The organism is Sporosarcina sp. SG10008 (assembly GCF_044569405.1).
Taxonomy (GTDB): Bacteria; Bacillota; Bacilli; order Bacillales_A; family Planococcaceae; genus Sporosarcina; species Sporosarcina psychrophila.
The window spans coordinates 3,397,867-3,424,498 of the sequence record NZ_CP172607.1; the positions used below are offsets into that span (position 1 = coordinate 3,397,867).

Annotated in this window: 20 protein-coding genes and 1 pseudogene; 6 read left to right on the forward strand and 15 right to left on the reverse strand. The window is 39.0% G+C overall.

Going from position 1 to position 26,632, the window contains the following annotated elements; genetic code table 11:
* Positions 1–470 precede the first annotated feature (470 nt).
* From ACGLYD_RS16010 to ACGLYD_RS16020, 3 genes are all read left to right on the forward strand, one after another.
* The gene (locus ACGLYD_RS16010; protein WP_399629195.1) at positions 471–662 is read left to right on the forward strand and encodes a DUF1659 domain-containing protein; all 192 of its coding nucleotides are present in this window, start codon (positions 471–473) and stop codon (positions 660–662) included.
* Positions 663–809: 147 nt separating this feature from the next.
* A complete protein-coding gene (locus tag ACGLYD_RS16015) occupies positions 810–1,028 on the forward strand; it encodes a DUF2922 domain-containing protein (protein ID WP_399629198.1) in 219 nt (72 codons plus the stop codon).
* Between the two features lie 68 nt (positions 1,029–1,096).
* Complete coding sequence (locus tag ACGLYD_RS16020; RefSeq protein ID WP_399629201.1) at positions 1,097–1,213, forward strand: YvrJ family protein; 117 nt, start codon at positions 1,097–1,099, stop codon at positions 1,211–1,213.
* Positions 1,214–2,050: 837 nt separating this feature from the next.
* Here the strand turns inward: ACGLYD_RS16020 and ACGLYD_RS16025 are convergent.
* The 11 genes from ACGLYD_RS16025 to ACGLYD_RS16075 form a co-directional block, all read right to left on the reverse strand.
* Positions 2,051–2,260, reverse strand: a complete 210-nt coding sequence (locus ACGLYD_RS16025; protein WP_399629204.1) for a hypothetical protein — start codon at positions 2,258–2,260, stop codon at positions 2,051–2,053.
* 188 nt (positions 2,261–2,448) lie between these two features.
* Entirely contained in the window at positions 2,449–3,192 is a 744-nt protein-coding gene (locus ACGLYD_RS16030; RefSeq protein ID WP_399629207.1) for a LytR/AlgR family response regulator transcription factor, read from the reverse strand.
* Positions 3,193–3,198: 6 nt separating this feature from the next.
* Positions 3,199–4,533: a sensor histidine kinase gene (locus tag ACGLYD_RS16035; RefSeq protein WP_399629210.1), complete on the reverse strand. Its 1,335-nt coding sequence runs from the start codon at positions 4,531–4,533 to the stop codon at positions 3,199–3,201.
* A 205-nt stretch (positions 4,534–4,738) separates the two neighbouring features.
* Positions 4,739–5,221 carry a hypothetical protein gene (locus ACGLYD_RS16040; protein WP_399629212.1) on the reverse strand — a complete coding sequence of 161 codons (483 nt, stop codon included), beginning with the start codon at positions 5,219–5,221 and terminating at the stop codon, positions 4,739–4,741.
* 181 nt (positions 5,222–5,402) lie between these two features.
* On the reverse strand, positions 5,403–7,145 hold the full coding sequence (locus tag ACGLYD_RS16045) for an ABC transporter ATP-binding protein (protein ID WP_399629215.1): 1,743 nt from the start codon (positions 7,143–7,145) through the stop codon (positions 5,403–5,405).
* Positions 7,146–7,175: 30 nt separating this feature from the next.
* Positions 7,176–8,927, reverse strand: coding sequence for an ABC transporter ATP-binding protein (locus ACGLYD_RS16050; RefSeq protein WP_399629217.1), 1,752 nt, complete (start codon positions 8,925–8,927; stop codon positions 7,176–7,178).
* Between the two features lie 43 nt (positions 8,928–8,970).
* Positions 8,971–9,312, reverse strand: a complete 342-nt coding sequence (locus ACGLYD_RS16055; RefSeq protein WP_399629220.1) for a thioredoxin family protein — start codon at positions 9,310–9,312, stop codon at positions 8,971–8,973.
* A 164-nt stretch (positions 9,313–9,476) separates the two neighbouring features.
* On the reverse strand, positions 9,477–10,829 hold the full coding sequence (locus ACGLYD_RS16060; RefSeq protein WP_399629221.1) for a TldD/PmbA family protein: 1,353 nt from the start codon (positions 10,827–10,829) through the stop codon (positions 9,477–9,479).
* The gene (locus tag ACGLYD_RS16065) at positions 10,829–12,220 is read right to left on the reverse strand and encodes a TldD/PmbA family protein (protein ID WP_399629223.1); all 1,392 of its coding nucleotides are present in this window, start codon (positions 12,218–12,220) and stop codon (positions 10,829–10,831) included. Before ACGLYD_RS16065 ends, ACGLYD_RS16060 begins: the two co-directional genes overlap by 1 nt.
* A 253-nt stretch (positions 12,221–12,473) precedes the next feature.
* Positions 12,474–13,430 (reverse strand): thioredoxin-disulfide reductase, encoded by a 957-nt coding sequence (gene trxB, locus ACGLYD_RS16070; protein ID WP_399629226.1) that lies wholly within the window; start codon positions 13,428–13,430, stop codon positions 12,474–12,476.
* 33 nt (positions 13,431–13,463) lie between these two features.
* Positions 13,464–14,738 carry a serine dehydratase subunit alpha family protein gene (locus ACGLYD_RS16075; RefSeq protein ID WP_399629228.1) on the reverse strand — a complete coding sequence of 425 codons (1,275 nt, stop codon included), beginning with the start codon at positions 14,736–14,738 and terminating at the stop codon, positions 13,464–13,466.
* Between the two features lie 327 nt (positions 14,739–15,065).
* Here ACGLYD_RS16075 and ACGLYD_RS16080 point away from each other — a divergent pair, with 327 nt between their 5' ends.
* The gene (locus ACGLYD_RS16080; RefSeq protein WP_399629230.1) at positions 15,066–15,407 is read left to right on the forward strand and encodes a thioredoxin family protein; all 342 of its coding nucleotides are present in this window, start codon (positions 15,066–15,068) and stop codon (positions 15,405–15,407) included.
* A 293-nt stretch (positions 15,408–15,700) separates the two neighbouring features.
* Positions 15,701–19,219, forward strand: a complete 3,519-nt coding sequence (locus ACGLYD_RS16085; RefSeq protein WP_399629233.1) for an S-layer homology domain-containing protein — start codon at positions 15,701–15,703, stop codon at positions 19,217–19,219.
* A 71-nt stretch (positions 19,220–19,290) separates the two neighbouring features.
* Here ACGLYD_RS16085 and ACGLYD_RS16090 read toward each other — a convergent pair.
* The 3 genes and pseudogenes from ACGLYD_RS16090 to ACGLYD_RS16100 form a co-directional block, all read right to left on the reverse strand.
* Positions 19,291–20,751 (reverse strand): annotated as a pseudogene (locus ACGLYD_RS16090) (IS3 family transposase).
* 101 nt (positions 20,752–20,852) lie between these two features.
* Positions 20,853–23,045, reverse strand: coding sequence for a 5'-nucleotidase C-terminal domain-containing protein (locus ACGLYD_RS16095; RefSeq protein ID WP_399633272.1), 2,193 nt, complete (start codon positions 23,043–23,045; stop codon positions 20,853–20,855).
* 429 nt (positions 23,046–23,474) lie between these two features.
* The gene (locus tag ACGLYD_RS16100) at positions 23,475–25,115 is read right to left on the reverse strand and encodes a glycerol-3-phosphate dehydrogenase/oxidase (RefSeq protein ID WP_399629235.1); all 1,641 of its coding nucleotides are present in this window, start codon (positions 25,113–25,115) and stop codon (positions 23,475–23,477) included.
* A 168-nt stretch (positions 25,116–25,283) separates the two neighbouring features.
* On the opposite strand from ACGLYD_RS16100, the gene ACGLYD_RS16105 reads away from it, so the two are divergent.
* On the forward strand, positions 25,284–25,847 hold the full coding sequence (locus tag ACGLYD_RS16105; RefSeq protein ID WP_187045879.1) for a glycerol-3-phosphate responsive antiterminator: 564 nt from the start codon (positions 25,284–25,286) through the stop codon (positions 25,845–25,847).
* Here ACGLYD_RS16105 and ACGLYD_RS16110 read toward each other — a convergent pair.
* Complete coding sequence (locus ACGLYD_RS16110) at positions 25,842–26,615, reverse strand: HAD-IIA family hydrolase (protein WP_187045880.1); 774 nt, start codon at positions 26,613–26,615, stop codon at positions 25,842–25,844. The genes ACGLYD_RS16105 and ACGLYD_RS16110 overlap by 6 nt on opposite strands.
* Between the last annotated feature and the right edge of the window lie 17 nt (positions 26,616–26,632).

Here is a 26,632-nt window from a genome sequence, read left to right on the forward strand (position 1 = left end):
CTTGTGCTTCCATGCCCAATCATACCATGTTTTGGTACTTATTCGATCTTTGATATTTTTTTGCCAATCATCTAACTTCAGTTAAAATAATCCTACCTCCACAATGGGAGGTAGAATTATTGGATTCGGGGCTATTGGATATGTTTAAAAAGCTCTTTAAATACTTCCAGATGCTCTAAAGATGTTGATCATTTCGATAGTTCTGTTGGACACTTTCCGAAGACAGTTGTAGACTCCATGGGATTGGTTGGAAACATTCTGGACATTGTTAGACTCAACGATAGTTTTGTTGAACTTCCCCCATTTATTCGGTACTTCCTAAAACTTACGAAAGGTATGATGCAATCATCGTTAATACCATAAACGATTTTTATTATCAATATCACTAACAATGTATCCCTTTCCTTATATTCACTATATATAAGATTATAGGATGTGATCACATGGTAGCGACAACTGAATTTTAACAGGTGGCCGGTCGGGTTTACTTGGACGGAGGCTTGACAGATGACGGCAAGCTCATCCGTAAATCGAAAATGTACCGCAATATCAAGGACAATGTACAAGCGGATAACTTGTACAACGCTCTGGAGCAACTTGCCCAGCTATCAGATTTCCCCCTTCATCGGAGCAGAAATCCTAGAAACATCAAGAGTAATTGACTAATAATGAAATGTGGAAACGACTGAGTAGAGACGACAGGCATAAGATGGGCTGCCGAAGCAGCGTTCTTTGCTGTATAGCCGGACCGACTTATGATCCGAGCCTCTAGGCATTGGAGCTAGACATAAGAAAAAAGGGGATAAAAGATGGCTAAAACACTACAATTTAACTTCAACACAGCAACCGATAAAAAGGTAACCATGACGTTGGATGAACCCCGTACGGATTTGACGGAGCAAAGCGTAGAGGCTGTGATGCAGGAAATAATCGCTTCAGCTGTATTCGAATTGAACGGTACTCCACTCGCAACAATAGCGGGCCCCCAAATTGGAGAACGAAATGTAACTGAACTTGTAAACGGCTAACAGGATGCAATGACTGGTTTACCAGTTTTTCATATGTAAAGAGAGGAGGTAACGGGATCGAACAATCGATGAGTCTCATACAGGAACTCGGTTTTCCGATATTTGGATCATTTTATCTTTTGCACCGGCTCGAAACAAAACTTGTTGCTATACATGATGTTTTAGTTACATTAAAAATTAAGTAAAAGGTACCTGTCACTATATAAAATTTTTACTCATAGGTCGGTAATCTCCCAAATTACGGGGAAACCTTATCTAAAGTGTCTCGGATTTACCGTTTACTACTTAAACTTTGTCTCCATTTCCATACATCTCTTCAATGGATTGGTTGGATGTAGTGGTAATACACGAATGGGAGATCCATGTCTTTTATGCTATCTATATAAGTCCCATTTACATAAGTGGCATCACCTCTTTTGGTTAACATATTTTCAAGATTTTAGTCAACGACGGTAATCGTCCCATTATCTTTCCCACTTAGATGATTGATCAGCTCTTGTGTATCTTTGTTGTTTTCTAAAATGATATAAGCTGTCATAATAATATGGCCTTTTTTCTCATTTTTAATATCTACCACATAAAGTTAAAAATAGAACTCACATTACAAGTTCATAGTGCCACAATATCTGAGTAACCCAATAGTATTAATCGTGTTCCATCTTACTTCAACCAGTCATAAATATTTCTTAACCTATCACGGAGAGAATGAATCGGGTTAATGTGCTGTAAATTAATAAAAGGCCTTCAAGGAAATTAGATTTCTGCCCAAAGACCATGTCATACTTATTCAACTAAACTCTTTATATTCTTAATAATCGTTACATAACTATGACCAATAAGCGCAGTCACTGGATAATCTACAGTCACTGTCCCTTCCAACAGTCAACTCGAGTGCAAATCGTATACGATTTCTCACTGTAAACAGAATAACCTTTTCCCCGGCTAAGAAAGTTGAAATGCACATTGTCAATGAAGCGGGATTTTAATCACCTTATTTTCACCATCAACCTTTACATTTCCCTCTAGAAACTCATGGAAAATATGGTCATATACAAACGTAGATTTTTGATAGTCAGCGTTTGTGTGTTCACTACTGTCCGTCTGGCTCTCGTCAACGTTTTTAACGCTTCTAGCTCCAGTAATGAGTCTACGCTCGTCGCACTACGCCCATGAAGCAATAACTGGACAATCGCCATCAAATCCACACGGTCCGTCTCCGTGTAATTTAACACGGTTTCTCTTTCTCTAGTATTATCTTTTTAGTAAGATGGAGAAACGTTGTCATGTCAGCGTTAGTAACCTTAATTGTCAAAAATAGAAACAGCCCCCCAACCAATTGCTCGGTCGAGTGGTTGTATTCTATGGTTTTCTACTCAATCGTCAGACTAGTGTCGGAGTTGTGTGAGCGACCCATATGTTGCTAGTGTATCGTCAATCCTTCAACTTGTTTTTGCAATTTGTCTTTCAGTTCATTATAATTCTTCCTACTAAGTGGGACCAGGTCATCGAAGTTTTTCAAATGGACCGTGTAAGAGCGAGAAAAAGAATCGGGAGTGATAGACATAATTGTATGAAGAGGAACGAGGAAGGATTGGTGGGTACGGACGAAGTTGAAAGGAAGGAGTATTTCCTCCAACTTCTTCATTGTTTCTCTCGTTTCGTATCTGTTTCCCCCTTTGCTCTCTACAAAAACTTTTCTTCCTCTTTTTTCTATTAACCTTATATCACTTACTAAAATCATATGTATGCCACCAGGCACGTTCAAGCCAATTTTCACATCTCTAGGCAACGGCGCTTCCAATATGCGCTCCTCCACTTTTTGAAGGGCTTTTTTTAAGCGTATCGGATTAACAGGTTTAGTTAAAAAATCAACAGGATGAACTTCATAGCCCTCCAATGCAAATTGGGGGTGCCCCGTCACGAATACAATCAACACATTTGGATAGAGTGATTCTGCAAGGTGTGCAAAACCAATCCCATTCATGCCTTCCATTTCAATATCAAGAAATAACAAGTCAACACGATGAGTCTCCAGAAACACAAGGGCGTCTTCGGAGCTGTTCGCTTCACCTACTAAGTTTACAAATGGGTGTGATGCTAGATGGATCTTCAGGTCGTCAATACAGCTTCGATCATTATCCACTATTAACGCCCGTATATTCAATGCTCTTCACCCCCATTTAGTATTAGACACTTCAGGAATCGAGATACGGAAACTAATGTTCCCACCATCTAATTCTGTGTATACAATTCCGTGATACTTTTCGACAATCTTTTTTACAGCAGGCAATCCAAGCCCTTCATGATGGGCTTTTGTGGAATATCCAACTTGGAAAAGATTATCCAACTTATCACCCATTAAATTGATTTCATTTGTTACAGTGATGAGGAGCTGATTTCCTTGCGTATTCATCTCTACTACAATCGGTTGCTTGTGATTTAGGTGCTGCTCCACTTCATCCACTGCGTTTTGGAGAAGGTTACCAATCACTTTATTGGTTTCGTAAACTGAACAAGGACAATTCCGTAAATCATTCGTTATAATGAATTCAATTGTAATCCCATTCGCTGCGGCTTTTTCTTTGAATGTGCTTAACATTGCAGCAGTGCCCGGATGATGGAGTGGCAACAAATCGTTTATCACCGTTGCCGATTTCACCATTTCTTCAATATATGTTTTACAGGCGTCATATTCTTTTTTTTGAATAAGACCATTAATGGCGGTCAAATGAAAATTGAAATCATGACGTTGCGATCGAATTATACTGAAAAACGATAATAGTTCCTTCTGATATTGCTGATCTAAAAATAGTTGAAATTTTTCGTTTTTAAATAAAATAATTTTACGTTGGAATAAGATAATGGCAACTGTAACGGCCAGTGACCAAATTGTGAGGAACCAGCGGTAATGTATGCGTATGTGTTGAAGTTCCATCGACGTAAAATAGAGACCCATAACTAATAGGGATAATATGAGTATAACAGAGTATACCTGACTACTAAAAGAAATTTCAGAATCGTCTGGACTCAATGACTTTTCAAATAAGCTTTTCGGAAATATAACCGGTGATCTCGAAACAATGATCATTGATAATAATATATTAGTCAACATTGCAAAAAAATCAATCGACATTTTCGTTCCAACATCGAGTGTTACATTCGCCATGTCAAGCAGAAGATAGAATATATTATACTCCAAAAGTGTAATGATAAGTAAATTGAAAATAAGTGCAAGGAGTAAAGCGATTAAGACTTGTGTGACAGGCACTTTCATCATCTGGACAAGTATGGCAAATAGCACTATGAAAAGAAGAAAAGGAATATAATCTGACGGATAAAAAGTATGAGCGACGCTGTAAATTATCCCGAATAGGAAACTAAGTATTATCAAGTTTTTAAGTGAGTGTCGAACTTTTAAACCAACCATTGAGAGGCCTAATAATAGTCCTGTGAAAAGTTGAATGGACCATACAAGCACTTCCATTATGTGGATAACTAAAGTCATACCCATTTCGTCACCTGTTTCTAGTCATTGTTCCATCTATACGATATGGATTTTTAAGATTTTAAAATATTCTTTTAATAACCTTCATTAAATTATTATATCGAAAAATCCATCAAGTATCAATTTCAAAGTTTATGAATCTAAAAAAACGCAAACAAGGAAGAAAAATCCTCGTTCGCATTTTTTGAGTAAACCTTCAAATCACTTACTTCAATTTTTCCTGAAGAAGTTTATAGATATCTGGTTGATTTGGATGACCTTCCGCCATGAAAACAAAATAATTCCCGACAACAAGAACTGGAATCTCCGCTACTTCTCCTTCATATTCCGCTTGTCCCATTCCAGTTTCCTTCGCATTTTTCAAATGCTCACTGTTTGGGTCAATTTCAAACATTTGTAATGTAAGCATGTCTTCTCCATTGACTTCAGCTGCAAAAGACGTTTTTGTATCCGTAAAAAAGTCTATATCCCCTGCAGTGATATTTGTCACTTCATAACCTTCGTCTTTTAGGATTTCTACGACGTTGTTGTAGTATTCATTCTCTATTTCTTCTGAAGTCGCACCATCTGTTGTTTCCGTCGAGTCATTTTTCTCTGCTTCATTCTCAGTATTTTTGTCTTCTTCGCTGCAAGCAGCAAGTGCAGAAACCATTAATACCACCATTAATAACATAAATAGCTTTTTCATCTTACATTCCTCCTATAGGTTTCTTTATATTGAACACTGAAAGATCAGTGATTCAAACAGAGATTGTAGCATTCTTTTAATGCGCATAATTGGATTACATTCCTTTATCCAGATTCAAAGGAAGTTTGACTCAATGCTGAACGGAAGCAAAATCCTATACGCTTGTACACTACTGCTGAATTTAGATAATTGCCATTTTCTCATCTTTAGACAACTGAATATCCGCTAAAATTTTGTATAGTACATTGGTTTTTATCAATTCGTCATGGGTACCTGAACCAGAAACCGTTCCTGCGTCAATGACGATAATTTTGTCAGAGTTTTTTATGAAATTCATGTCATGAGCGATTATAATCGTTGTTCTACCCTTCATGAGCAAAGCCAACGATTTTTCAATTTTACTCTCGGACTGGGCGTCGATACTTGACGTTGCTTCATCAAGAAGCAATATAGGTGCGTCCTGTATAAATGCACGTGCAATCGCGATTCGTTGGCGCTGTCCGCCTGACAGTCTTGAGCCAAATTCACCGACTTCCGTATCAAAGCCTTCAGAGAACTCCTCTATAAATTCTAGGGCATCCGCCAATTCTGCTGCTCGTCTTACTTCTTCAGCACTTACTTTCCTATCGAGCCCATATGTTATATTGTCTCGAATTGAACCAGATATTAACGAGCTTGATTGCGATACAGATGCAATGGATTTTCTCCAATCATCAAGATGGATTTTTTCGGCAGCTGTATTTCCAATAACTAGCCGTCCTACATTTGGATCATAGAAACGTTCAATTAGTTTGAAAACAGTTGACTTTCCGCTGCCACTTGGTCCAACAATTGCAGTCACCTTGCCTGCTGGAATCGTCATGTTTAAACGTGATAATATGTTTCTTTCATCGTAACTGAAGGAGACATTTTCAAATATCAAGTCCTGTTTTTCCGTGGCTGGAATCGGTTCTTCACGTTTCATCCTTTCACTCTCAGCGTCAAGGATGCTGGAGATTTTCACAGAAGCCCCTTTTGCCTGCTTCAACGTCTGCCAAAATAAGCCATACTGCAATACATTCATATGGATGAACTGAACGTATAAATAGAAGGAAATAATTTGACTGACCTTGAGTTCCCCTTTGGAAACAAGATAGCTACCGTATAGTAGTACGGTTCCGACAATGATTGCTCGAACACTTTGCATTAAAGGCTCTGCAAACAAGTCTACGGTAATCCTTTTTTTCTCCGCTTTATATTGACCAATTAGTATTTCTTTTCCTAACCTAATTTCTTCTTTTTCTTTGTTGAAAGATTTCACTAATCGGATTCTAGGCAGCCGTTCCGCAAAAAATGCGGTAACTCCTGAGTATTGTGTTTGGACGCCCATTTGTGTTTTTTGTGTATAATGTCCCACAACCGCCGAGACAATTAGAATATATGGAATGACCGGCAATAGTGCAAACGTCAATTTGGCGTTCATATTATACATGATCACGTAAGAGCCCACTAGCGAATATGTTGAAGTCAAAACAGTCTTCATACCCGCGACGACGCTATCAATGTAAACCGGGTCATCTGTAATACGGCTAATTAGTTGCTGAGAAGGTTGTTTTGAATAGTCTCTCATTTTCATATTCATGATTTTTGACCATACCGTTTTCTGTACATTCCGCATAGCGATTGGCGGTGTAATCGAGAAAAACAGTGCTGAGATAGCTACTAGTGTGTTTGCGAGTACTCCTAACAAGACATAATTCCTAACGACCTCGTTATTGAAAATATCCCCTTCAAATATCCCCTGAATGTACTTCGGCATTATTAAAGCTACAGTTGTGGAAGCAGCCGCTACTATAGTACCTATAATATATAAACGCCATGGTAATTTAGATTTGAAGATGAGCGTAAAAAACTCTTTCCAACCACGTTCTTTCGTTCCCTCCATAATTCCCCCCCCTTGCCTAATTTGCATGACTTAACCTACCGATGAACTTGTATGGAGTTGAACTAAAAGACGATATAACTCATTCGTTTTTAAGAGTTCATCATGTGTTCCAATACCATCCACTGTTCCGCCATTCAATACAATAATTTGGTCAGCATCTTGGACTGTTGATAAATCATGGGAAATCATGATAGTCGTTCTACCTTTCTTCAATAATTCCATCGCTTGCTGAATGGATTTCTCTGATTGACTATCCAAACTTGCAGTGGCTTCGTCCAGTAATAAAATCTCGGAGTTGCGAAGGATTGCTCTCGCAATGGCGACCCTTTGGCGTTGCCCACCTGACAAATTCGAACCTGCCTCACCGACGTAAGTATCGAACCCGTTTTTGAATCCTTGGATGAACTCCAAAGCATTTGCTTTCTGAGCGGCATCTGCCAATTCAATATCGGTAACATCTCGGTTAACCCCATAGACGATATTCTCTCGAATCGTCCCAGAAATCATTGGACTATCTTGTGCTACCCCAGCAAACAAGTTTCGCCAATCTGGTAAGTGATATTCTGAAATTGGTGTATCTCCAATTTGGATTTCACCAGAATCCGGTTGATAAAATTGTTGTAGCAATGAAAATATTGTTGACTTCCCGCTTCCACTTGGTCCGACAATTGCCGTTACTTTCCCAACAGGAATGGTAAAATCGATATATCCTAAAACGGGGTTTTCACTATAACTGAATGCTACATTTTTAAACACGATATCAGCTTCCAACTTTGCAATGCTGAAACTTCTTTCACTTTCTTCCAAATCACCATCCATCAATTCTGCGATGCGATTAGTTGACCCTTGGCTTTTCTTAATTTCCACATACATCATTAGTAAGGAGCCTAGCATACCCCACAGCATTCCAATATACATGAAAAATCCAAGCCATTGAGAGATCGTGATAATTCCAGATTTCACAAGATAGCCGCCATACATAATGACGAGAATATCTGATGTTACGCTCAAAATACCATTTATCGGATTTTCAACCCACATAATGATATATCTACGCATATTCGCTTTATAGTAATACTGCAAGTTCTTATGACCACGTACGTCCTCTTTCTCTTCTGCAACAAATGTCTTAATGAGCGGAACACTCATAAGTAATTCGGATAGGAATTGGGTCAAGGTTGATAATCGATTGTATGTCTCCTTGAATGCACGGTAATTCCATTTCCCATAGTACAGATTGAAAATAAGATACAGTGGGATATAAACAATTACCGATAATGCAAGACGCCAATCATATGTAAATATGACTGCCACAACCCCGATGCTTCCATAAATAGTAGCTGCTAAGGATGGCAGATATGATCCTAAGACTGTGCTGATTGTAGATGCATCGGTTGTGATACGAGAAATCATTGTTGTTGGTTTCATCTGGTCAAAAAAACGTAAAGGTGATTTAATTAGTCGTTCCCAAATCAATGAGCGGTAACTGACATCAATTTTAGCAACAAGTAGTTTGTTAAAATAACGGATAATGCCAGACATGACGACGTCTGCGACAATCAATCCAACTGTCCCCCAAATGATGTATGGCTTCAATACGCCGGTCGCTACTTTTGAAGCGAAATTTGGAAACGCTAGTGTGATAGTGGTCGAAATAATATAGAGAGCTGATACAAATATGATCCAACCCCATGGTAATTTAGCTTTGAACATTAACCGGATATAGGATTTCCATATTCCTTTTTCATCCTGTTTTCTTACGTGTTTTTCACTGGTTGCCATATGTTATCCCTCTCTCCAGGTCAATTCCAATTGACTAGTCAACTCACAGTGCAGAATCCAAGAATGATATAAGCTCTTTTCGATCCAATGATCCTAAATGAGAGTGCGCTACCTCTCCATCCTTAAGAATTAAAAGTGTCGGGAATCCCATGACGTCATATTTAACCATTACCTCATTTGAGTTTTCCAATACTTCATTCATCGGGACATAGAACTTGGTGATTTTTAACTTTTCCCCATATTCTTCGGCAAGCTCCTCTAGAATAGGCGCTATGAACTCACAGGGTCCACAGCTATCTGCATAAAAATCGACCAATACTGGTATTTCACACTCTATTACTTCCTGTTGGAAGTTTTCTTTCGTTACAGCGATTACGTTTGACATTGTAGTTTCCCCCTCGACATTATATTTTCTCTCTGTATCTCTAATTAGAATCTTCTGTTATTTAAAGACAAAATTGTTCATAATTTATAATTACAATGATTCAGTATACTAGGATGGAACCCGAATTCCTACTTCAATTCGGGTATTTAAATTTATTTATGGAATTAGTTAGATTGATTACCAGAGACTTGTAATGCATTCACTTTAATAGACGGAAGCGTGATAGACCCTCGGATACGGAGATCACTGCCAATTATGCTCACATCATTTAGAACATCGAAGATATTACCGGCAATCGTAAACTGATCAATTGTACGGGTGATTTTCCCATCCTCAATCAAAAACCCTATCGAAGCTAGAGAGAAATCCCCTGAAGTATAGTTAATGCCTGCGTTTGTACCTTGTAGCTCAACGATTAAAATAGCGTTATCTGCATCTGCAATCATCTCGTCTAGAGTTGTGGTGCCAGGTTCCAAATATAGGTTATAGGGTCCGACGCCTACTGGTGACCTAAATCCACCTTTGACAGCATTCCCAGTTGAGCTCACTCCATCATTCTTCGCTGTTTTCCGATTGTGAAGAAACGTTATCAGTTTCCCATTCCTTATCAAATCTTTCTTACGAGTAGCAAATCCTTCAGAGTCATAAGGTGAATAGGTAATTGTATCTTTCATCAGCGGGTCATCCACAAATGTAATATTTTCACCAACGATTTGCTCTTCTAGCTTACCTTTTAACTTGGAATAGCCCTGTTGGACAGATTCAGCAGATAATTGTCCTAAAAATGAACCAGCTAGCTCAGTCGCTGTATCATAGCGGAAAATAATTGGATATGTCCCAGTTGCGATGGAATTTGCATGTAATTTGGAAACGGCTTCTTTTACCGCTTTTTTCGCAATTTCATCTACATTCAATTCGGAGAAGTTCGTCAACGTAAAGTCGGACTCGCCACCAGTTGCTGTGGATTCGCCGTCCTTTGCAGTCAAGTAAATTCCAACCGAAGCGAATGCAGCTTTCGAATGACAATTCAAGCCTTTCGTATTTGCTATCAAACTTTCATTGATAACTTTCGATACGTAAGATGCTTGGACAAATGTCACTCGTTTATCCGTTTCGTACGCAATTCTATCCATCTCCATTGCTGCTTGAATCATTTCTTCAGGTTGAAGTTGGTCAATCGATTCCGAAAAAGTTCTAGCTTCGGCATATTCGGATGATCCTTCGAACAAATCTTCACCATCGTCTACTTCAATGACCAGTGCGTTATTCTGTGCTTCATCAAGTAATAGATGAATAGAATCCATCCCGATTTTTTCGGCATATGCATAACCCATTTGACCATTATATAATCCTCGGAAAGAAACGCCGCCTTCTTCCATAATTGTATAGTCATCTATTTCTTGCTGGTAAATTGAAATTGATAGCGCTTTGCTAGAGGAATAGAAAATCTCCATATCTTGAAATCCTTCTTTGGCTCCAACGGCAAATAATTCTTTTTGAAAGTCTTGAATGTTCATTAAGCTTCCCCTCCTCTACCGCCAATTGTGAGTTCAGAAACTCGGATCATTGGTTGCCCAACATTGACAGGTACCGTTCCACTGGATGCTCCACACATTCCAATACCAAGTCCGAGATTATTTCCGACCATATCTATTTTTTTCAATGTATCGATTCCTTTTCCAATAATTGCTGCCCCTTTGATAGGTTCTGCTATTTTTCCATTGCGTATCATATACCCTTCACTTACTGAGAAATTATAATCGCTCGTTGTTGGATTAACGGATCCACCATCCATATACTTGGCGTAAATACCCAATTCTGTACTCGCGATAATTTCTTCAGGTGTCGACTTACCTGGTGCGATGAATGTATTATTCATCCGTGAAGTTGGTGCATATTTATAGGATTCGCGACGTCCTGATCCAGTCCGAGACATATTCATCTTACGACTACCTAATTTGTCTATTAAATATCCTTTTAATATTCCATTTTCAATTAAAAGGTTTTTCTGCGTCTTCATGCCTTCATCGTCTATATTAAGAGAGCCCCAAGCATTTGGAATTGTTCCATCGTCATAAGCTGTCACGAGAGAGGAAGCAACATATTCCCCGAGCTTATCCGCGAAAACGGATGCCTTTCGAGCAACAGCGTGTGATTCCAAACCATGACCACATGCTTCATGGAAGATAACCCCACCAAATTCATTGTCTATAACGACCGGAAAATTACCAGATGGCGCATGGTCCGCAAAAAGAATCGTCTTTGCGCTCCGTGAGGCTTCTTTTGCAATCCCTTCAATATCAAGCGTTTCCATATATTCAAGCCCACCAAAATAGCCTGGTCCCACATTGGTAGATTCCCTCTCATTACCTGATTCCGCTATGACACTAATTCCCATGCGATTATATGCCCTACGATCCTCTACAAACAGACCTTCCGAGTTCACAATGCATATATCCTTGATGGTGTCGATAAATGTCGTCGTCGTTTGTGCGATAACTGGATCATAGGAGCTTGCTGCTAGATGTGCCCGTCTGAGCCACTCCACCTTTTGTCTTTTAGCTACAGAATTAGGCGTAATAATAATAGGATGCCTATTTTCTACAATTGTGTTTTGCAAGTTCAATGAAAGATTTATAGGATTGCTTCGAATGGCTTGTGCTGCTTCTCTGGCAACCTTTAGTAAATTACTTTCACTATCATCGCTAGTGAATGCATATACCGAGTATTCCCCTTTAAGGATACGAATGCCTACACCATAATCTCGCCCCGCCAGCGCACGTTCTACCACACCATCTATCATGCCAATGGTTGAATTTCTTTTATCCTCAATAAATATCTCAGCAAAATCTCCACCTGTTTCAAGTGCTGCATAGATGATATTTTCGGCTACAGATTTTTTAATCATAATGTCACCTCTCGTTTTAAATATATAAATTGCTTTTTCTATCATTTATAAATTGTAGTTGTTCGATAGCACTTCCAAAGAACTCGGAAACCGTTTTCTTAAATAGTATTTAGAACTCTTTTGACAACTATTTAACGATGTTTCATATTAAATAGTTGTTCCGATTGTTCTGATATATATAATGATTGTACTAAATTTATCTATTTTCAGACTCTTTTACAATACTTTTAGGCAATCACGTCCATTTTCATGCTTATTTGGACACTTCTACTTGTATTCTCTCGTTCAAAGCTTCTAAATAATGTTGGACATTTTGTGCGGCGATACTCCCGTCTCCCGTCGCTGTAACGACCTGACGAAGCGATTTTTCTCGAATATCCCCAGCGGCAAAAATTCCGGGAACTTTCGTTTCCATCTCTTCATTTGTTTCGATGTATCCATTGTCATTCGTAATGCCTAGAGCGACAAATGGTTTGGATAAAGGAAGCATCCCTACATAAATAAAAACGCCATTTGTTACAACATTCTGTTCTTCACCTGTTTTTGTAGAAACGAGTGTTACACTACCTACTTTGCCGTTTTCTTCATTGATTTGTTTAACAGAATGGCTCCAAATGAATTCAATTTTTTCATTGTCAAAAGCTCTTTTTTGTAAAATAGCCTGAGCTCGTAGTTCATCCCGGCGGTGAATTACTTTTACACTTGTAGCAAATCGCGTTAAATACGACGCTTCTTCTACTGCAGAATCGCCACCGCCAATGACGACCAATTCTTTCCCTTTAAAAAATGCGCCATCACAAACCGCACAGTAGGAAACGCCCCGTCCTCTTAGCTCATTCTCCCCAAGGGCTCCAAGTTTTTTATATTCTGCACCAGCAGAAATAATAATTGCCTTTGCTTTATACTGTTTTCTCCCGGCATGTATCGTCTTGTATTCAGGGCCATCCACAACTTCTTCTATATCTCCATAAGCGTATTCCGCCCCAAATTTCTTCGCATGAGCAAGCATTCTTTTTGATAAATCAGGGCCAAGGATTTGTTCGAATCCTGGGTAGTTCTCAATTTCCTCAGTATTCGCCATTTGCCCCCCCGGAACACCTCGCTCAAGCATTAGTGTTGATAGATTTGCACGTGACGCATACACCGCTGCCGTCATACCTGCTGGACCTGCTCCAATAATAATAACGTCATAAATTTTACTTTCTGTCATATCTATTCACCCCGTTTAAATGTATATAAATCCTTATTTTTCCATCATTAATTTTAAAATCCATTCATCCGTTTGCCTTGTACCTTCATTTCCCAAAGTGCAAAAAGCCTCAATGGTTTTTTCGACATCATTGTGGATGAAACCATCTGTAGACTGAATCTCTTGATCACTCAATGCCAATAGTGCAGATTGCACCGCCACATTTGAACAGGTGGACACCTTCATTGCACATCCCGCTTTTGCACCATCACAAATCATTCCAGACACATTGCCGATTGTGTTTTGGACGGCTGCCTTTACTTGTTGAAGCGTTCCGTCCAGTAAATATACTATGGCCGCACTTGCCCCCATACCTGCTGTCGTCACGCCACACAATGCAGAGAGTCGACCAAATTTCGATTTAATATGGATCGTCACTAAATGACTTAGCGCCACTGCACGAATCATCTTTTCTTCAGATACTTGAAGCTTTTCGGCAACAGCTACAACTGGTAGTGTTACTGCGATTCCCTGATTTCCACTTCCTGTATTAGCTATAACAGGCAACGTGGACCCGGCCATTCTCGCATCCGATCCTGCAGCGGCCAACGACATTGCAGCAGTACCTATATCATTAGAAAGAATGCCTTTTTCAACGTTCTCTTTAATCGTTCTTCCCACATTCAATCCATAATTACCTGATAGACCTTCCATTCCGATTGCTTTGTTCAACTCGACACTTTTCTTGACGAGTAAAAGTTTGTTTATGTCCACTTGTAGAATCCATTCGTATATCTCATCAATTGTTAGATCAACCAAATTATTTTCCGCTGATAGATTACTGCTATTTTCGCATCCACCATGCATAATTAGCTTTCCGTCAACTTCAATTAACGTAATATTAGTATGATTGTCAGATATAATAACGCGTGAACTTTGTGTATTCGTTCGAATAATCACTTCTATATATAGTAGCTTTGCCGTATCCGCTTGACTTGCTAGTACAATACCCGCTTCTATTAGGTCAAATGCTCGATTTTCATCGCTCTTCGTCAATCCATCAAGCAATTCTAACTTCCGTTTGGGATTACCTGCAACAGCTCCGATTGCAGCAGAGAATTCTAACCCCTTCCCTGACATTCCTGGAATTCCAACCGATTTGGCATTCTTAATTATATTTCCACTTGCCTTCACTATAAGTTCTTCAATTTCGCCTCTGACATAACTTTTTGCCGTTGCAGCTGCTAATGCGATTGCAACTGGCTCCGTACAACCAAACACAATGACCAGTTCCTTCTCGATCAATGCTAGAATTTTATCTTTCTCCATTCTCTAATCATCTCACTTTCGCAATCATTTACTATCCTTTTTGTAGGTAATAACAGTTATTCACACACTCCTCACATAATTTTAATGATTAGGAACTTCCGTAATCCGACTTTATCTATTTACCCATCAATCTTCAATAGAAGATGACGAACGTGGTTCGATTCATGTTCATTTGGTCTAGCACTGTACCAAATTAACGTGAAATAGGACCCTTTTGACAAATGCTATTGTAGCGGAGACTAAACCGAGATAAAGTGACAACACAGAATACCAAATTTCTAAAAGCGCTTATAAGTGAATAAGCTCTAATTTTAAGGGGGAAATAGAATGTCAAAAGTAGTAGTTGTAACGAAAGAAAATTTCCAAAAGGAAGTAATGGAATGTGATTTACCAGTATTCGTTGATTTCTATACTGACGAATGTGGTCCTTGCCAAGCATTCGAGCCAGTTCTTGAAGATGTTGCAGAAGAGCTAGATGGAAAAATTAAATTTGTAAAGCATTGGGTCACTTATGAAGACTTCGAAAACAAATCTAATCCGGTTCAATTGAAATATGATATTGCTTCTTTCCCTTCTCTCTATTTGTTCAATAAAGGTGAAGTTCTTAAAACATATGTCGGTTATTTGAACCGCAAAGATTTCATCGATTTTCTGGAAGAAGTTCTATAATAGATGCAGTATGGCTTCTATCTATCTGTGAACTGCACCTCCATTTGTTAGACAACATCTAACAATTGGAGGTGCAGTTTTTTGTTGAAATTTACTACCGAGAAGTTTCTGTTGCCTCAAATAACAGTGATTCGCATAAAATGCCATTTCGTATGACCAAATTGACATAAAAAAAGCCCAGATTAACAAACCACCTTGTTAATTGATTGAAAAATTAATAAAGTATAACTATTAAAACGATTATCTCTATTGATTTCTAAATAGAGATATCGAAAAATAGGAGAGTGTATTTAATGGGAGTACTTCATAAAAAATATCGTGAATTTGTCGCAACCGCCGCAACAGCTGCTCTTGTAGCATCTGCTGTAGCACCCATCGCAAGCGCAAAAGATTTCTCAGACACAAAAGGTAACACTCACAACGAAGCAATTAATGCTTTATCTGACGCTGTCGTCATCACTGGCTACCCAGACGGCACATTCCAGCCAAACAAAATATTGACTCGTTCTGACGTTGTCAAACTGATGGGTAAATGGCTTGTATCTAAAGGATACGCAGTACCAACAGATGCTGTTTCGAACCCACGTTTCGCTGACTTGACATCTACTTCCAACAAAGAATTACTAGAATATGCTGCAATTGTTAAAGACAACGGCGTATTCGTAGGCACTCCAGACGGCAAGCTAGATCCAGCCGGCGACATCACTCGTGAAAACATGGCAATCGTTCTGGTTCGTGCATTTGACCATGTAAACGACATCGACCTCGCTACATACGTGGCAGGACAAGATTTCAAAAAAGATGTTAACGACCTAGGGATAGCAAAAGCTGAAGCACGTCCAGCGATCGACATTCTCGATTTTTTCGATATCACGAACCCAGCTACACCGACTTTCAACCCTAAAAACACAACAACTCGCGGCCACTTTGCTACATTCTTGCACAAGTTCATCAACGCAGACTTCTCTGCTTTAACTGTTGGTGTAGGTGTAGTAGGCGATACAGCCGTTAAAGCTATTAACGCAACAACAGTTGAAGTAACTTTCAAAGATGCAATAGAAAACGTAAACTCTTTGAAATTCACAATTGACGGACTGACTGTTTCTAACGTAGTAGTAAAACAATTCAACAACAAAACAGTTATATTGACGACTACCGTTCAAGAAGGCGGCAAGGAATACACAGCCTCACTTGATAGTAAAGAAATCGGAAAATTCAAAGGCGTTTCTACTATAGTACCTACTAAGATTGCCATCACAACTCAATCAGTTCAAGGTAAAATAGGTCAACAAGCAATTATTTTCGCTGATATAGGCGTAAAACAAGCAGGAGTCCCTGTAACGTTCAACGTGACTCCGGACACAAACAAAACACTTAACAAAGACCAAGTGTTTGAAGCAACAACAAACGCTGATGGTATTGCGACATTCTCTTACACGCAATACAATGCAGGCACTGACGAAGTTGTCGCTTACCCTACTGGTGCTCCGACAGTTCGTAGCCATGCATTCATCTTCTGGGGCGTAAACAACATCCTTACAATTGCTCCTACTGACAAAGCAAGCGAAGAAAAAGGCAATACACTTAATAACGGAGAAAGCAAGACTTACAAATTGACTTACCTTAACCCTGAAACAGGTAAGCCCGTTGCAAACCAACGTTTCTTCGTCACATTAGAAGAAAACATTAACGTCAATATTGATAAGACGTCCAAAGCGACAGTTAACGGTACAACTCCAATGCAATTGCTGAACAACGACAGCCCAACAGTCACTGCCGTCACAACTGACGGCAAAGGTGAAGCAATCTTCACAGTATCAGGTTCAAACACATCGGTGACACCAGTTGTATTCATTGATAACGGCGATAAAAATGAAGCAAGAGCTAAAACATACGAGTCAATTAAGCTACAAGCCAAAGCCGATCTTGTGACATTTGCAGCTCTTCAACAAGAGTATTTTATTGAAATTTTCGGTGCTTACGGTGAAGATCCTGAGGCAGCGGTAGGTTTCGAAAATGGTCGCATATACTCTGCAATGGTACTCGATAAAAATGGTGAACCCGTTGCGAATGAAGTCGTGAACCTTGCATTCCATGAAGATCTGGATCGGGTTATAAATACGAACACTCAAGCTTGGTTCTTGGATTTGATGGGCGACTATTCGCATAAAAAACAAATTGCAGTGAAAACAAATGCCTATGGTGAAGCAGATTTCGAAATCTACAGTGAGAATCCAGGCGATTACGCAACACCTATTGCATGGATTGATATAAACTCTCCGAATGCCAAGGAAGGTAAATTGGATGAGGGCGAGCCTTTCCAAGTGGGGCCAATTACGTACTTCGCCAAAGAAAAACCTACTTACTCATCATTATTTGTCTCGGACGGGGAAGGTGCTATACCACGAACTGATAAAAAAGCATTTAAAGGAACAGATGTGGCAACAGTTGAATTATGGGCTGCCAATCAAAGCTTTTTTCCATTGGACCTCCCAACAGAATATAGTCATGTAGATGCTACATTCACAATCTGGAATACGGGAGCGGAAGATATCGAGGTTTCGTATACAACGAACGCAGGTGAAAATCGAAAACTAGTGATCTCACCAAATCGAAGCCATACAACATCAATGCTAAGTGGAACACGCTTTGAAAACCCAACGATATCGGTTGAAACTGTAGGCGATACGTCTTCATCAGTTAAAGTCGTCGCGAACGGCATGGCGATACCAGATAAGACATTGCCAAATAACACAGCTAATCCAATTGATTTGGGTAGCAATGAATCGACATTTGAATTCGTATCCACTCAATCAGTCGGCATGTTGTACACTGGTATGGTAACGGATTTGAATACCACAACGAAGCTCATTACTTTTTTCGGGAAGACTCCCATTAGCTATGATAATGCTACTTATAAAAATGAAAGAGCAGTGATTATAGACTTAAAAGAATTTGAATCCTTAATTACCGGTAACTTAGGATCTGCAAATGTTACTTTTAAACAAGAAAATGAAAAAACAACGTTCGAAATCGTATCTTTAGGCACGTCCTCTTCTACAACTAGCCAAGTCAATAATGCAACAACAGTGGAACAAGTAGTAAACGCACTTAGAAACACTAGTATGAGCCCGGCGTTTAATGACTTGAATTCAACTCAAAAAACATTATTGTCTACTGCTGTTTTTACGCAGCGTACGAGCATCGGATATAGTTCAGATGGTTTACAAAGTTTTTATAAAGTCGAATATGCAAAGTTGGTTGCAGCCGCAATTGATGATGTCAATAACACAGCTACCGTAACCACCCTACTTGCAGTGCCAGACTTGGATTTAAGTGCCTATCATGCACTTTCAGTAGAAGATAAAACAGCTGTTGAAGCAATCTTGACAACCCAAACGTTTACAGATGTCGCTGCCCTGCAAGCAGGTGTAATAGAAGCGATTGCCCAAAACGAGTCCTCAAAAAACGTGACAGTGCCTGAGATTACAAATGTGGTTTTGAGTACAAACGAAGGAACTCTAACACTAACTTTCGGAGGCAATATTGAATTGTTCCCCAGTATTGATAGTGTGAAGATTGGATATACAAATGAAGGGGTTAACGGAACGGTGTTTGGAACCATCGCGACAGTTGAAAACTCAAACGAACTGCTTCTTTCCTTTGACGAGCTAGGTATTCCAAAACTTACAAAGGGTTCCATCCTACAAAAAATCGACTTATATGATTCAACGTTATCTATAGTGAATGTGATGGATAAGGCTAAACAAAACCCAATCCACTTAACTGCACTGGATATTCCTATACAATAAGTAACATAGGAAAAGCGCATTCACTATGAACTGCCCCCCGTCAAGTAGACAGTGGAAATAATAAAATTGTATTAAGCGGCTTGAGCCCTGTATTCTAGAGGGCTCAAGCCGTTTAGTCGTTTCTGGTAGCGAATTGTGTTGTAGAAATGAATATACAATGCAATGGATTTTTCCAATTCTTCGTATGTGTGGAATTTGTTCAAATAATACATTTCACATTTCAAAGAGCCCCAAAATCCTTCGATTGGTGCATTATCTAGACAACGACCAGGGCGAGACATACTGTGCGTCATGTTTGCTTTGTCTATTATTCGGTTAAATCCTTTTGATGTGTACTGGTAGCCACGATCGCTATGAATGAGCGGACGATCACCAAATGGTAGTGCCTGAATAGCTGGTTTCATCGTGTCAAATACAAGCGGATTATTATTCGAACGTACAAATCGATAGCTGACAATCGAGCCGTCATATAAATCGATAATCGCACTTAAATAAGCCTTTTTCCCAACGCCATATTTGAACTCTGTCACATCTGTACACCATTTTTTGTTTGGGTGATCTGCTTTAAATTCACGATTTAATATGTTCTCTGCGACATGGTCGGCCTTTGTTTTACGATAACCCTTTCGTTTTCGACGAATCACCGCTTGTAAATCATGCGTATTCATAATTCGGTAAATACGTTTTTCATTAATAATTGGTTGGTTTGCAAATTTTCGATAACGATTGATTGTTAACGTCATACGACGGTAGCCGTAGATGCCTTTTACTTGTTGCGCAAGTAATTGAATACCTGCCCACAATTGCTCATTTTCCAACTCCCTCGCTGGAGTGTTGTAAACGGATTTGGCTTAGCGACGCCTCCTTTCGATTTCCTCTACCTTTTTTAAAAACAGATTTTCCTCACGTAATCGTTCATTTTCACGCTCGATGCGTTTGATTTCTACTTGTAGCTTTTCTTCCACTGTTAACTCGATTTCTTCTTTTATACGTCCTCGGCGATCGCGTAATCCTTCTTCACCAGCTACTTCATATTTCTTTACCCATTGATACACTTGTTGGTAAGAAACCTCATATGTTTCCGACGTTGCTTGATAATTTCTCTGGTGTTTTAAACAATGGTCGACAATTTGGATACCTTCTTCAAAAGTTGTTTTTCTTCCCTTAGTCATAGTTTGGCTCATTCCTTTACCTGAATCTTTTAATTCACTATGACTAGTATACTTTTTTATCCATGTTCTTAAAATAGAATCACTACTGATCGTATATTTTTCAAGATTCTCACTAACAGTCAAATCATTTTGTAGAAAGTCTTCGATTGCGTTAATCCTCAATTCTCTCGAGTAATTTTTCCAAGTAGTAGATTCAATTAGCCCATCCACACCAGCTTTATCAAATTTCATCTTCCATCGTCGAATGGTTTTTATCGAGACAGAAAATTTTCCGCATAATTCACTTTGAGAATATTCCCCTTCATTTATTAAATGAAGAATTTGTAATTTCACTTCAACAGAATGCTTACTTCGAGCCAAAAAAAATACTCCCCCTAGGTAGACAGATTTTATTTTTCATCTGTCTACCTAGGGGGAGCATATCACCTGAAATTAATAACAATGACCTTCTTTTCTAGTTATTACTTTTGTATTTTCACATATCGGCTGTAAACATATGCTGTCTTGCCTTTGTATGAAATCTTATACCAGCCTTTTTCTTCTCCTAAAATAGTTAGCTCTGTATTCTTAGATACGGTGCCATAAGATTTCCCGCTGTTTGCTGGATGAGAACGAACATTCAAGTAGAATGCGGTAACATTTCCTTTAGGTGTTGCTGGTTTTGTGACTACGGGTTTAGCTTTATCTGGTGCGGGTTTACTCGGGCTAACTGGTTTAACTTTATCCGGTGTCGGTTTGCTCGGACTAACCGGCTTATCTTTTCCTTCATCTTCGACAGGGGCAGGGGTTTTTAATACTTTTGATAGCTCCTGATAAAATTCTCCTGTCGTTTTCACTTTGGAAAAATGACTATCACTTACTTTGGCTTTTAAGGAAAGGGCTTTAATCTCCTCTTTCGTTACAGCATCATTTGCATTGATGGATGCGATGTTTGTGAATTTCCCGTCTTCCGTAGTAGGGATTTCCAAAATGCCTTTATTGATAAGATCAACGACCGCTGAATATGACGATGATTTTGTATCTACTCCGATAACTTTCCAGTTGCTTTGAAGAATCGGTGTGTACTCACCTTTCATCTCTTCTTTTAAATATTTAATCGCCAAATTACGGATTGTGCCTCCTGTTTCACCATATGCGCTTTCATTTTTAGAGGACCAAAGCATATTGAATTTTCGTGCTTCAAATGGCTGTCCCTTTGAAAGAAGGAAGTCCATCCTATACGCATTCATACCAAGTGTTAGATTGTCTTCCATGTTAATTGGTGTTTCATCTAATCTGCGAAGATTTTTGATTCTGTTACCTGCTTGCTCTGTTAAATCGATATCGTATTTGACGTTGCCAAAAAAGTCGTTTGTACTATATTTTGATGCACGACGCGTTTTATCAAAACTAATCGTTACATCACCTGATCGGGTACTGTTAAAGTAGCCGGCAGCCCATTCCATATAGTCTTTCAAATCTTTTCCGGTTACTTCATATACCGATATTTCTCCACCGGCAAACTGATAATTGTATGCAATATCCTTTTTCTTAATAGGACCGATATCCAAGAAAGCCTTATCGTTATCAATTTGATGCGCCACTACATCCGCATTACTGTAATGAAGCATGACTTCATGGAAAAAGTCCGACAAAGGTGTTTCTTGAATTTGTACAGCTGGAATTCCAGTGATTTCATTTTTCGGAACAAGGTTCATTCCTTTCAGCTGCCCCACAACAATATTCGCATCCGCACGAGCGAACTCATGAAACGATTCCAATTGTTTTTCCAACTTACTGTCCGATTCAACAATCGTTCCGTCAACTGATTTAACTGGAATTGCTTTTGCATCTTTATCCTTCAAAATATATTTTGTACCCTCGCGATTGAAAGTCAAATCTATTTGGGAAATATGTGTACCGTATTTATTGGGTTCTGTAATTAAAACACCATTTACCACTTCTTTTTCAATCAGTACATGATTGTGGCCCCCAAAAATGGCAGCTAACTCAGGTACCGCGTTTGCAACATCACGCACGCCCGTTCCAGGAATCCCATTTTCATTTTCTAGACCCATATGCATTATGCCAATCATGACATCTACTTTTCCTTCTAACTCTTTAACTACCTTTTTTGTCTCTTCAACTGGATTTTTAACAACCAAACCATCCAGATGATTAGTACCTTTTTCAAATTCAACGATTAATGGCGTGACCATACCAATAATCGCAATTTTAACGCCTTCTTTTTCGATAATCGTATAAGCCGGTAAAAATCGCTCGCCATTATCTTTATAAACATTTCCCGCCAATTTCGGACCTTTGTACTGGCTGGATACCTTATCCAACGTATCCAATCCAAAATTAAACTCATGATTACCATAAGACCATGCATCATAATCCATTTCATTTAAAGCCTTCATTAAAGGTGACTCTGGTTGATCATTGAACAGTTCTGCAGAATTATCCTGAATCATATCACCATTATCCAGAAGAATTGTATTTGGATTCTGTTCACGTACATTTTTAATAATTGTAAACAATTGCGTTAAACTTCCGCTTGGGTTTGATCCGTCCACTGCATAATCCCAAGGCATGAAACGACCATGAATATCTGAGGTTGCAAGCAGTGTAATATTAATCTCTTTTTCTTCCGCACTAGCAGTTATTGGCATAGAGAAAGTCCCTGCTCCAAGAACCAATACGATTGCTAAAATAATTGATATAAACGTTTTAAATTTAACCATTTCATTATTTCCCCCTATTATTTTCGGAATCTTAAGAATACCTCTCCGAGTATAGCATTTACACCTTTTTCTAACAAGTTGTCCTTCAATTAAAGTGAGTTTTCCGAATGACGTGGAGCGCAGCATACTTGAAATTTATTCACTCCTATAATACTTAGGACGAGTACATCCGAAGGACAATATTAAATTGGAACTAGTATAAGTAGCCAGACAAATAGCACAATAGTTCAGGGTTCCTTTTAATTTTAGGGTTCAACTCGTCTCTGGTACTTAAAGAAATCAGAGAACTTTGACCAATTAAGAGGCTTACCCGTATCCTACATCCGAATCACGAACGGGCTTCATCAATCTCAAGTTCTATGCTTTTGCTTCCAATATGCGCATCTCTAATTCTTCTGTAAGCTCCTCTTTCCGTTCTTGTGTCCACTCCATAAATTGTGCCATGTAGTCAATCACCGAAAGTTTCCAAGTCTCTACCCAATTAATATCGAAGAAGATTGTTCCAGTCCTTCGCATAAAGTAATCGACTGGGGTTAAGATCATTTCATGTTTTATGGCATAATGAAGTGTCAGTGTGATTGAGAGCGGTAACCCTGTCTCCTTTAGTACCTCGTTCTTCAGGCTGACAATAACGTCTGTGTTTGTCCCATATAAGGCAGCTATATTTGTCGCATCTTCAATCGAAATACCAAGTGATGTAATTTCTCTTGCTTTGGAAGTTATAAAGTTTGGTAATTTTTTGGGGTTATTAAATTCCCCTCCTGATAACTTCAAGTCTTTAGTGATTGAACTACCACTTTGCACTCCTACATTTCGCAGTTCCTTGCAGAGTAAATTAGTTACTGTTTCAGCCATTTTCCGATAGCCTGTTAATTTCCCACCTGCAATCGTGATAAGTCCGGTTTCCGAGATCCATACCTCATCTTTCCGCGAAATTTCTGAAGGACCCTTTCCTGCCTCATGAATTAAGGGCCTTACACCCGACCAAGTCGATTCAATATCATCCAAACCAACGCTTGCCGCTGGAAACATAAACTCGATACATTTCAATAAATACTCCTTATCTTTGACTGTAACTTGAGGATGCTGCAATTCATCTTCGAATACAGTATCTGTCGTTCCTACATAGGCTTTTCCGTTTCTTGGAATCGCAAAAACCATTCGTCCATCTGGTGTATCGAAATAAATCGGCTGTCGAAGTGGGAACTTTTCTCCGTCAATAACAATATGGACACCTTTTGTATGAAGAAGGCTTTTACCATCAATCTTTCGATCCATGCCAATTATTTTTTCAACCCAAGGACCGGAAGCATTAACAATTTTCTTACCATTTACCCTAAATCTTTTCCCTGTCAACATATCCTTAATATAAACACCTGATAGACGGCCATCAGAGGTATATAAGAATTCTTCCATTTTCGTATAACTTAGTAGGTCTGCACCTTTTTCTACCGCCTTCTTCGCGACTTCAATTGTCAACCGGGCATCGTCTGTACGATATTCAACATAATATCCTCCACCCAAAAGGCCCTCTTTTTTTAGTAAAGGTTCTTTTTTTAGTGTTTCATCCCGAGATAACATTTTCCGCTTTTCTCTACGTTTAACACCAGCTAGAAAGTCATACACTTGAAGTCCGATAGAAGTAGAATACTTTCCAAAAGTCCCTTTTTTATAAATAGGAAGAAGCATCCATTCCGGGTGAGTGACATGTGGGGCATTTTCATAAACAATTGCTCTTTCTTTTCCTACATCCGCTACCATTTTCACTTCAAATTGTTTTAAGTACCGAAGACCTCCATGGATCAATTTAGTTGACCGACTCGATGTCCCCGCTGCGAAATCTTGCATTTCCACAAGAAGCGTCTTCAGCCCACGTGTTGTGCAATCCAGGGCTATTCCAGTTCCAGTAATACCTCCCCCGATGATTATGACATCATACTCATCTCCCTCAATCCCTGACAACACTCTATTTCTATCCATATAAGAAAATTTTTTCATTTTATAATCTCCTTTACAAAATAAGGCCATCACAATATCCCTCACTCTATGGGAGGGCATCGTAATGGCCTTTCTCTTCTTCTCTGACCTTCATTCAATTTATTACTCTATTTAGTATGTTATAATTATTAGGTAAACACTCCAATGATTGAAAGAAGGAAATCCTCTATGCGCTTAGTTGATATGGTTGAATCGCAAATAATTGCATCTGTGCAAAATGAAGAAGATTTACAACGGTCACTTACAAGTAATGCTAATATTGTTTTCTTACTCACTGGAAATTTAATGACGATAGCTGACTATATCAAACAACTTAAAGAGGCAGGTAAATACGTCTTCATCCATCTAGATTTTATAGATGGAATTTCGAATTCTAAAAATGCCCTCAGTTATGTTGCTGAATTTTGGAAACCTACGGGTATTATCACAACAAAGAGCCACATTGTTAAAATGTCAAATGAAGTTGGACTAATGACGATACAGCGTATTTTTTTATTAGACAGAAGCGCAATCCAAAAAGGTATTGAGATGGTGAAATCTTGTCGCCCTGACGCTGTAGAAATCATGCCTGGTATCATGCCAAAAATAATTGATGAGCTCTCCTCAGAACTGAATTATCCAATTATTGCAGGTGGACTAATAACTCAAATATCTGAAGTCCATGATGCACTACAGGCTGGCGCTCTCGCCGTTTCTTCTGGAGATCCTGAAATGTGGAATTTCGACTTATAACGTACTAATATCTTTTACACTCTCAAGTACAAAATCAGGTTGGTAGTCAGTCTTCCTTAACATTTCAGGTGTTGTGATGCCTGTCATGACAAGTACGGATTGAATACCGGCTTCTTTAGCCATTTTAATATCCGTTTCAAGTCTGTCTCCGACCATGTAACAATCACTCGCCTGCATGTCTAAAACGTTATTCAAAACGTATTCCGCCATCATCGAAGATGGCTTTCCGGTAATTGTTGTTATGGGTTCACCGGTGGCCCCCTCAATTGCTCCAATCATAGCCCCACAATCTGGAATTTCCCCACCTTGTACTGGGCATGTCCGATCAGGATTAGTCGCAATAATTTTTGCTCCATTTCGCCATGCTTGAAAAGCGATATTTAACTTATCATAAGTGAACTCACGGTCCCATCCGAGAACAACATAGGATGCTTTTTCAGGTACATCTGCCAACTTTATTTTTTCATCTGAAAGCTCTTTGAATAAAGGCTCTTCTCCAATTACATATACAGTATCCCCTTCATCCATTGCTGACTTCAGATAATGTGCAGTGATGTAATTCGAATTGATCACTTCATCAATCTTTACCTCAATACCAAGCTTATTTAACTTTTCAACGTAATCATTTCTACTTGCAATTGATTTATTCGTAAGAAACACGACCTTATCGCCGCGTTCCTTCAATTCTTTTATTGCTTCTGCAACACCACTAATGATTCCATCATCCACATATATTGTTCCATCAAGATCAAATATGAATCCTTTCAAGACACTTCACTCCCATA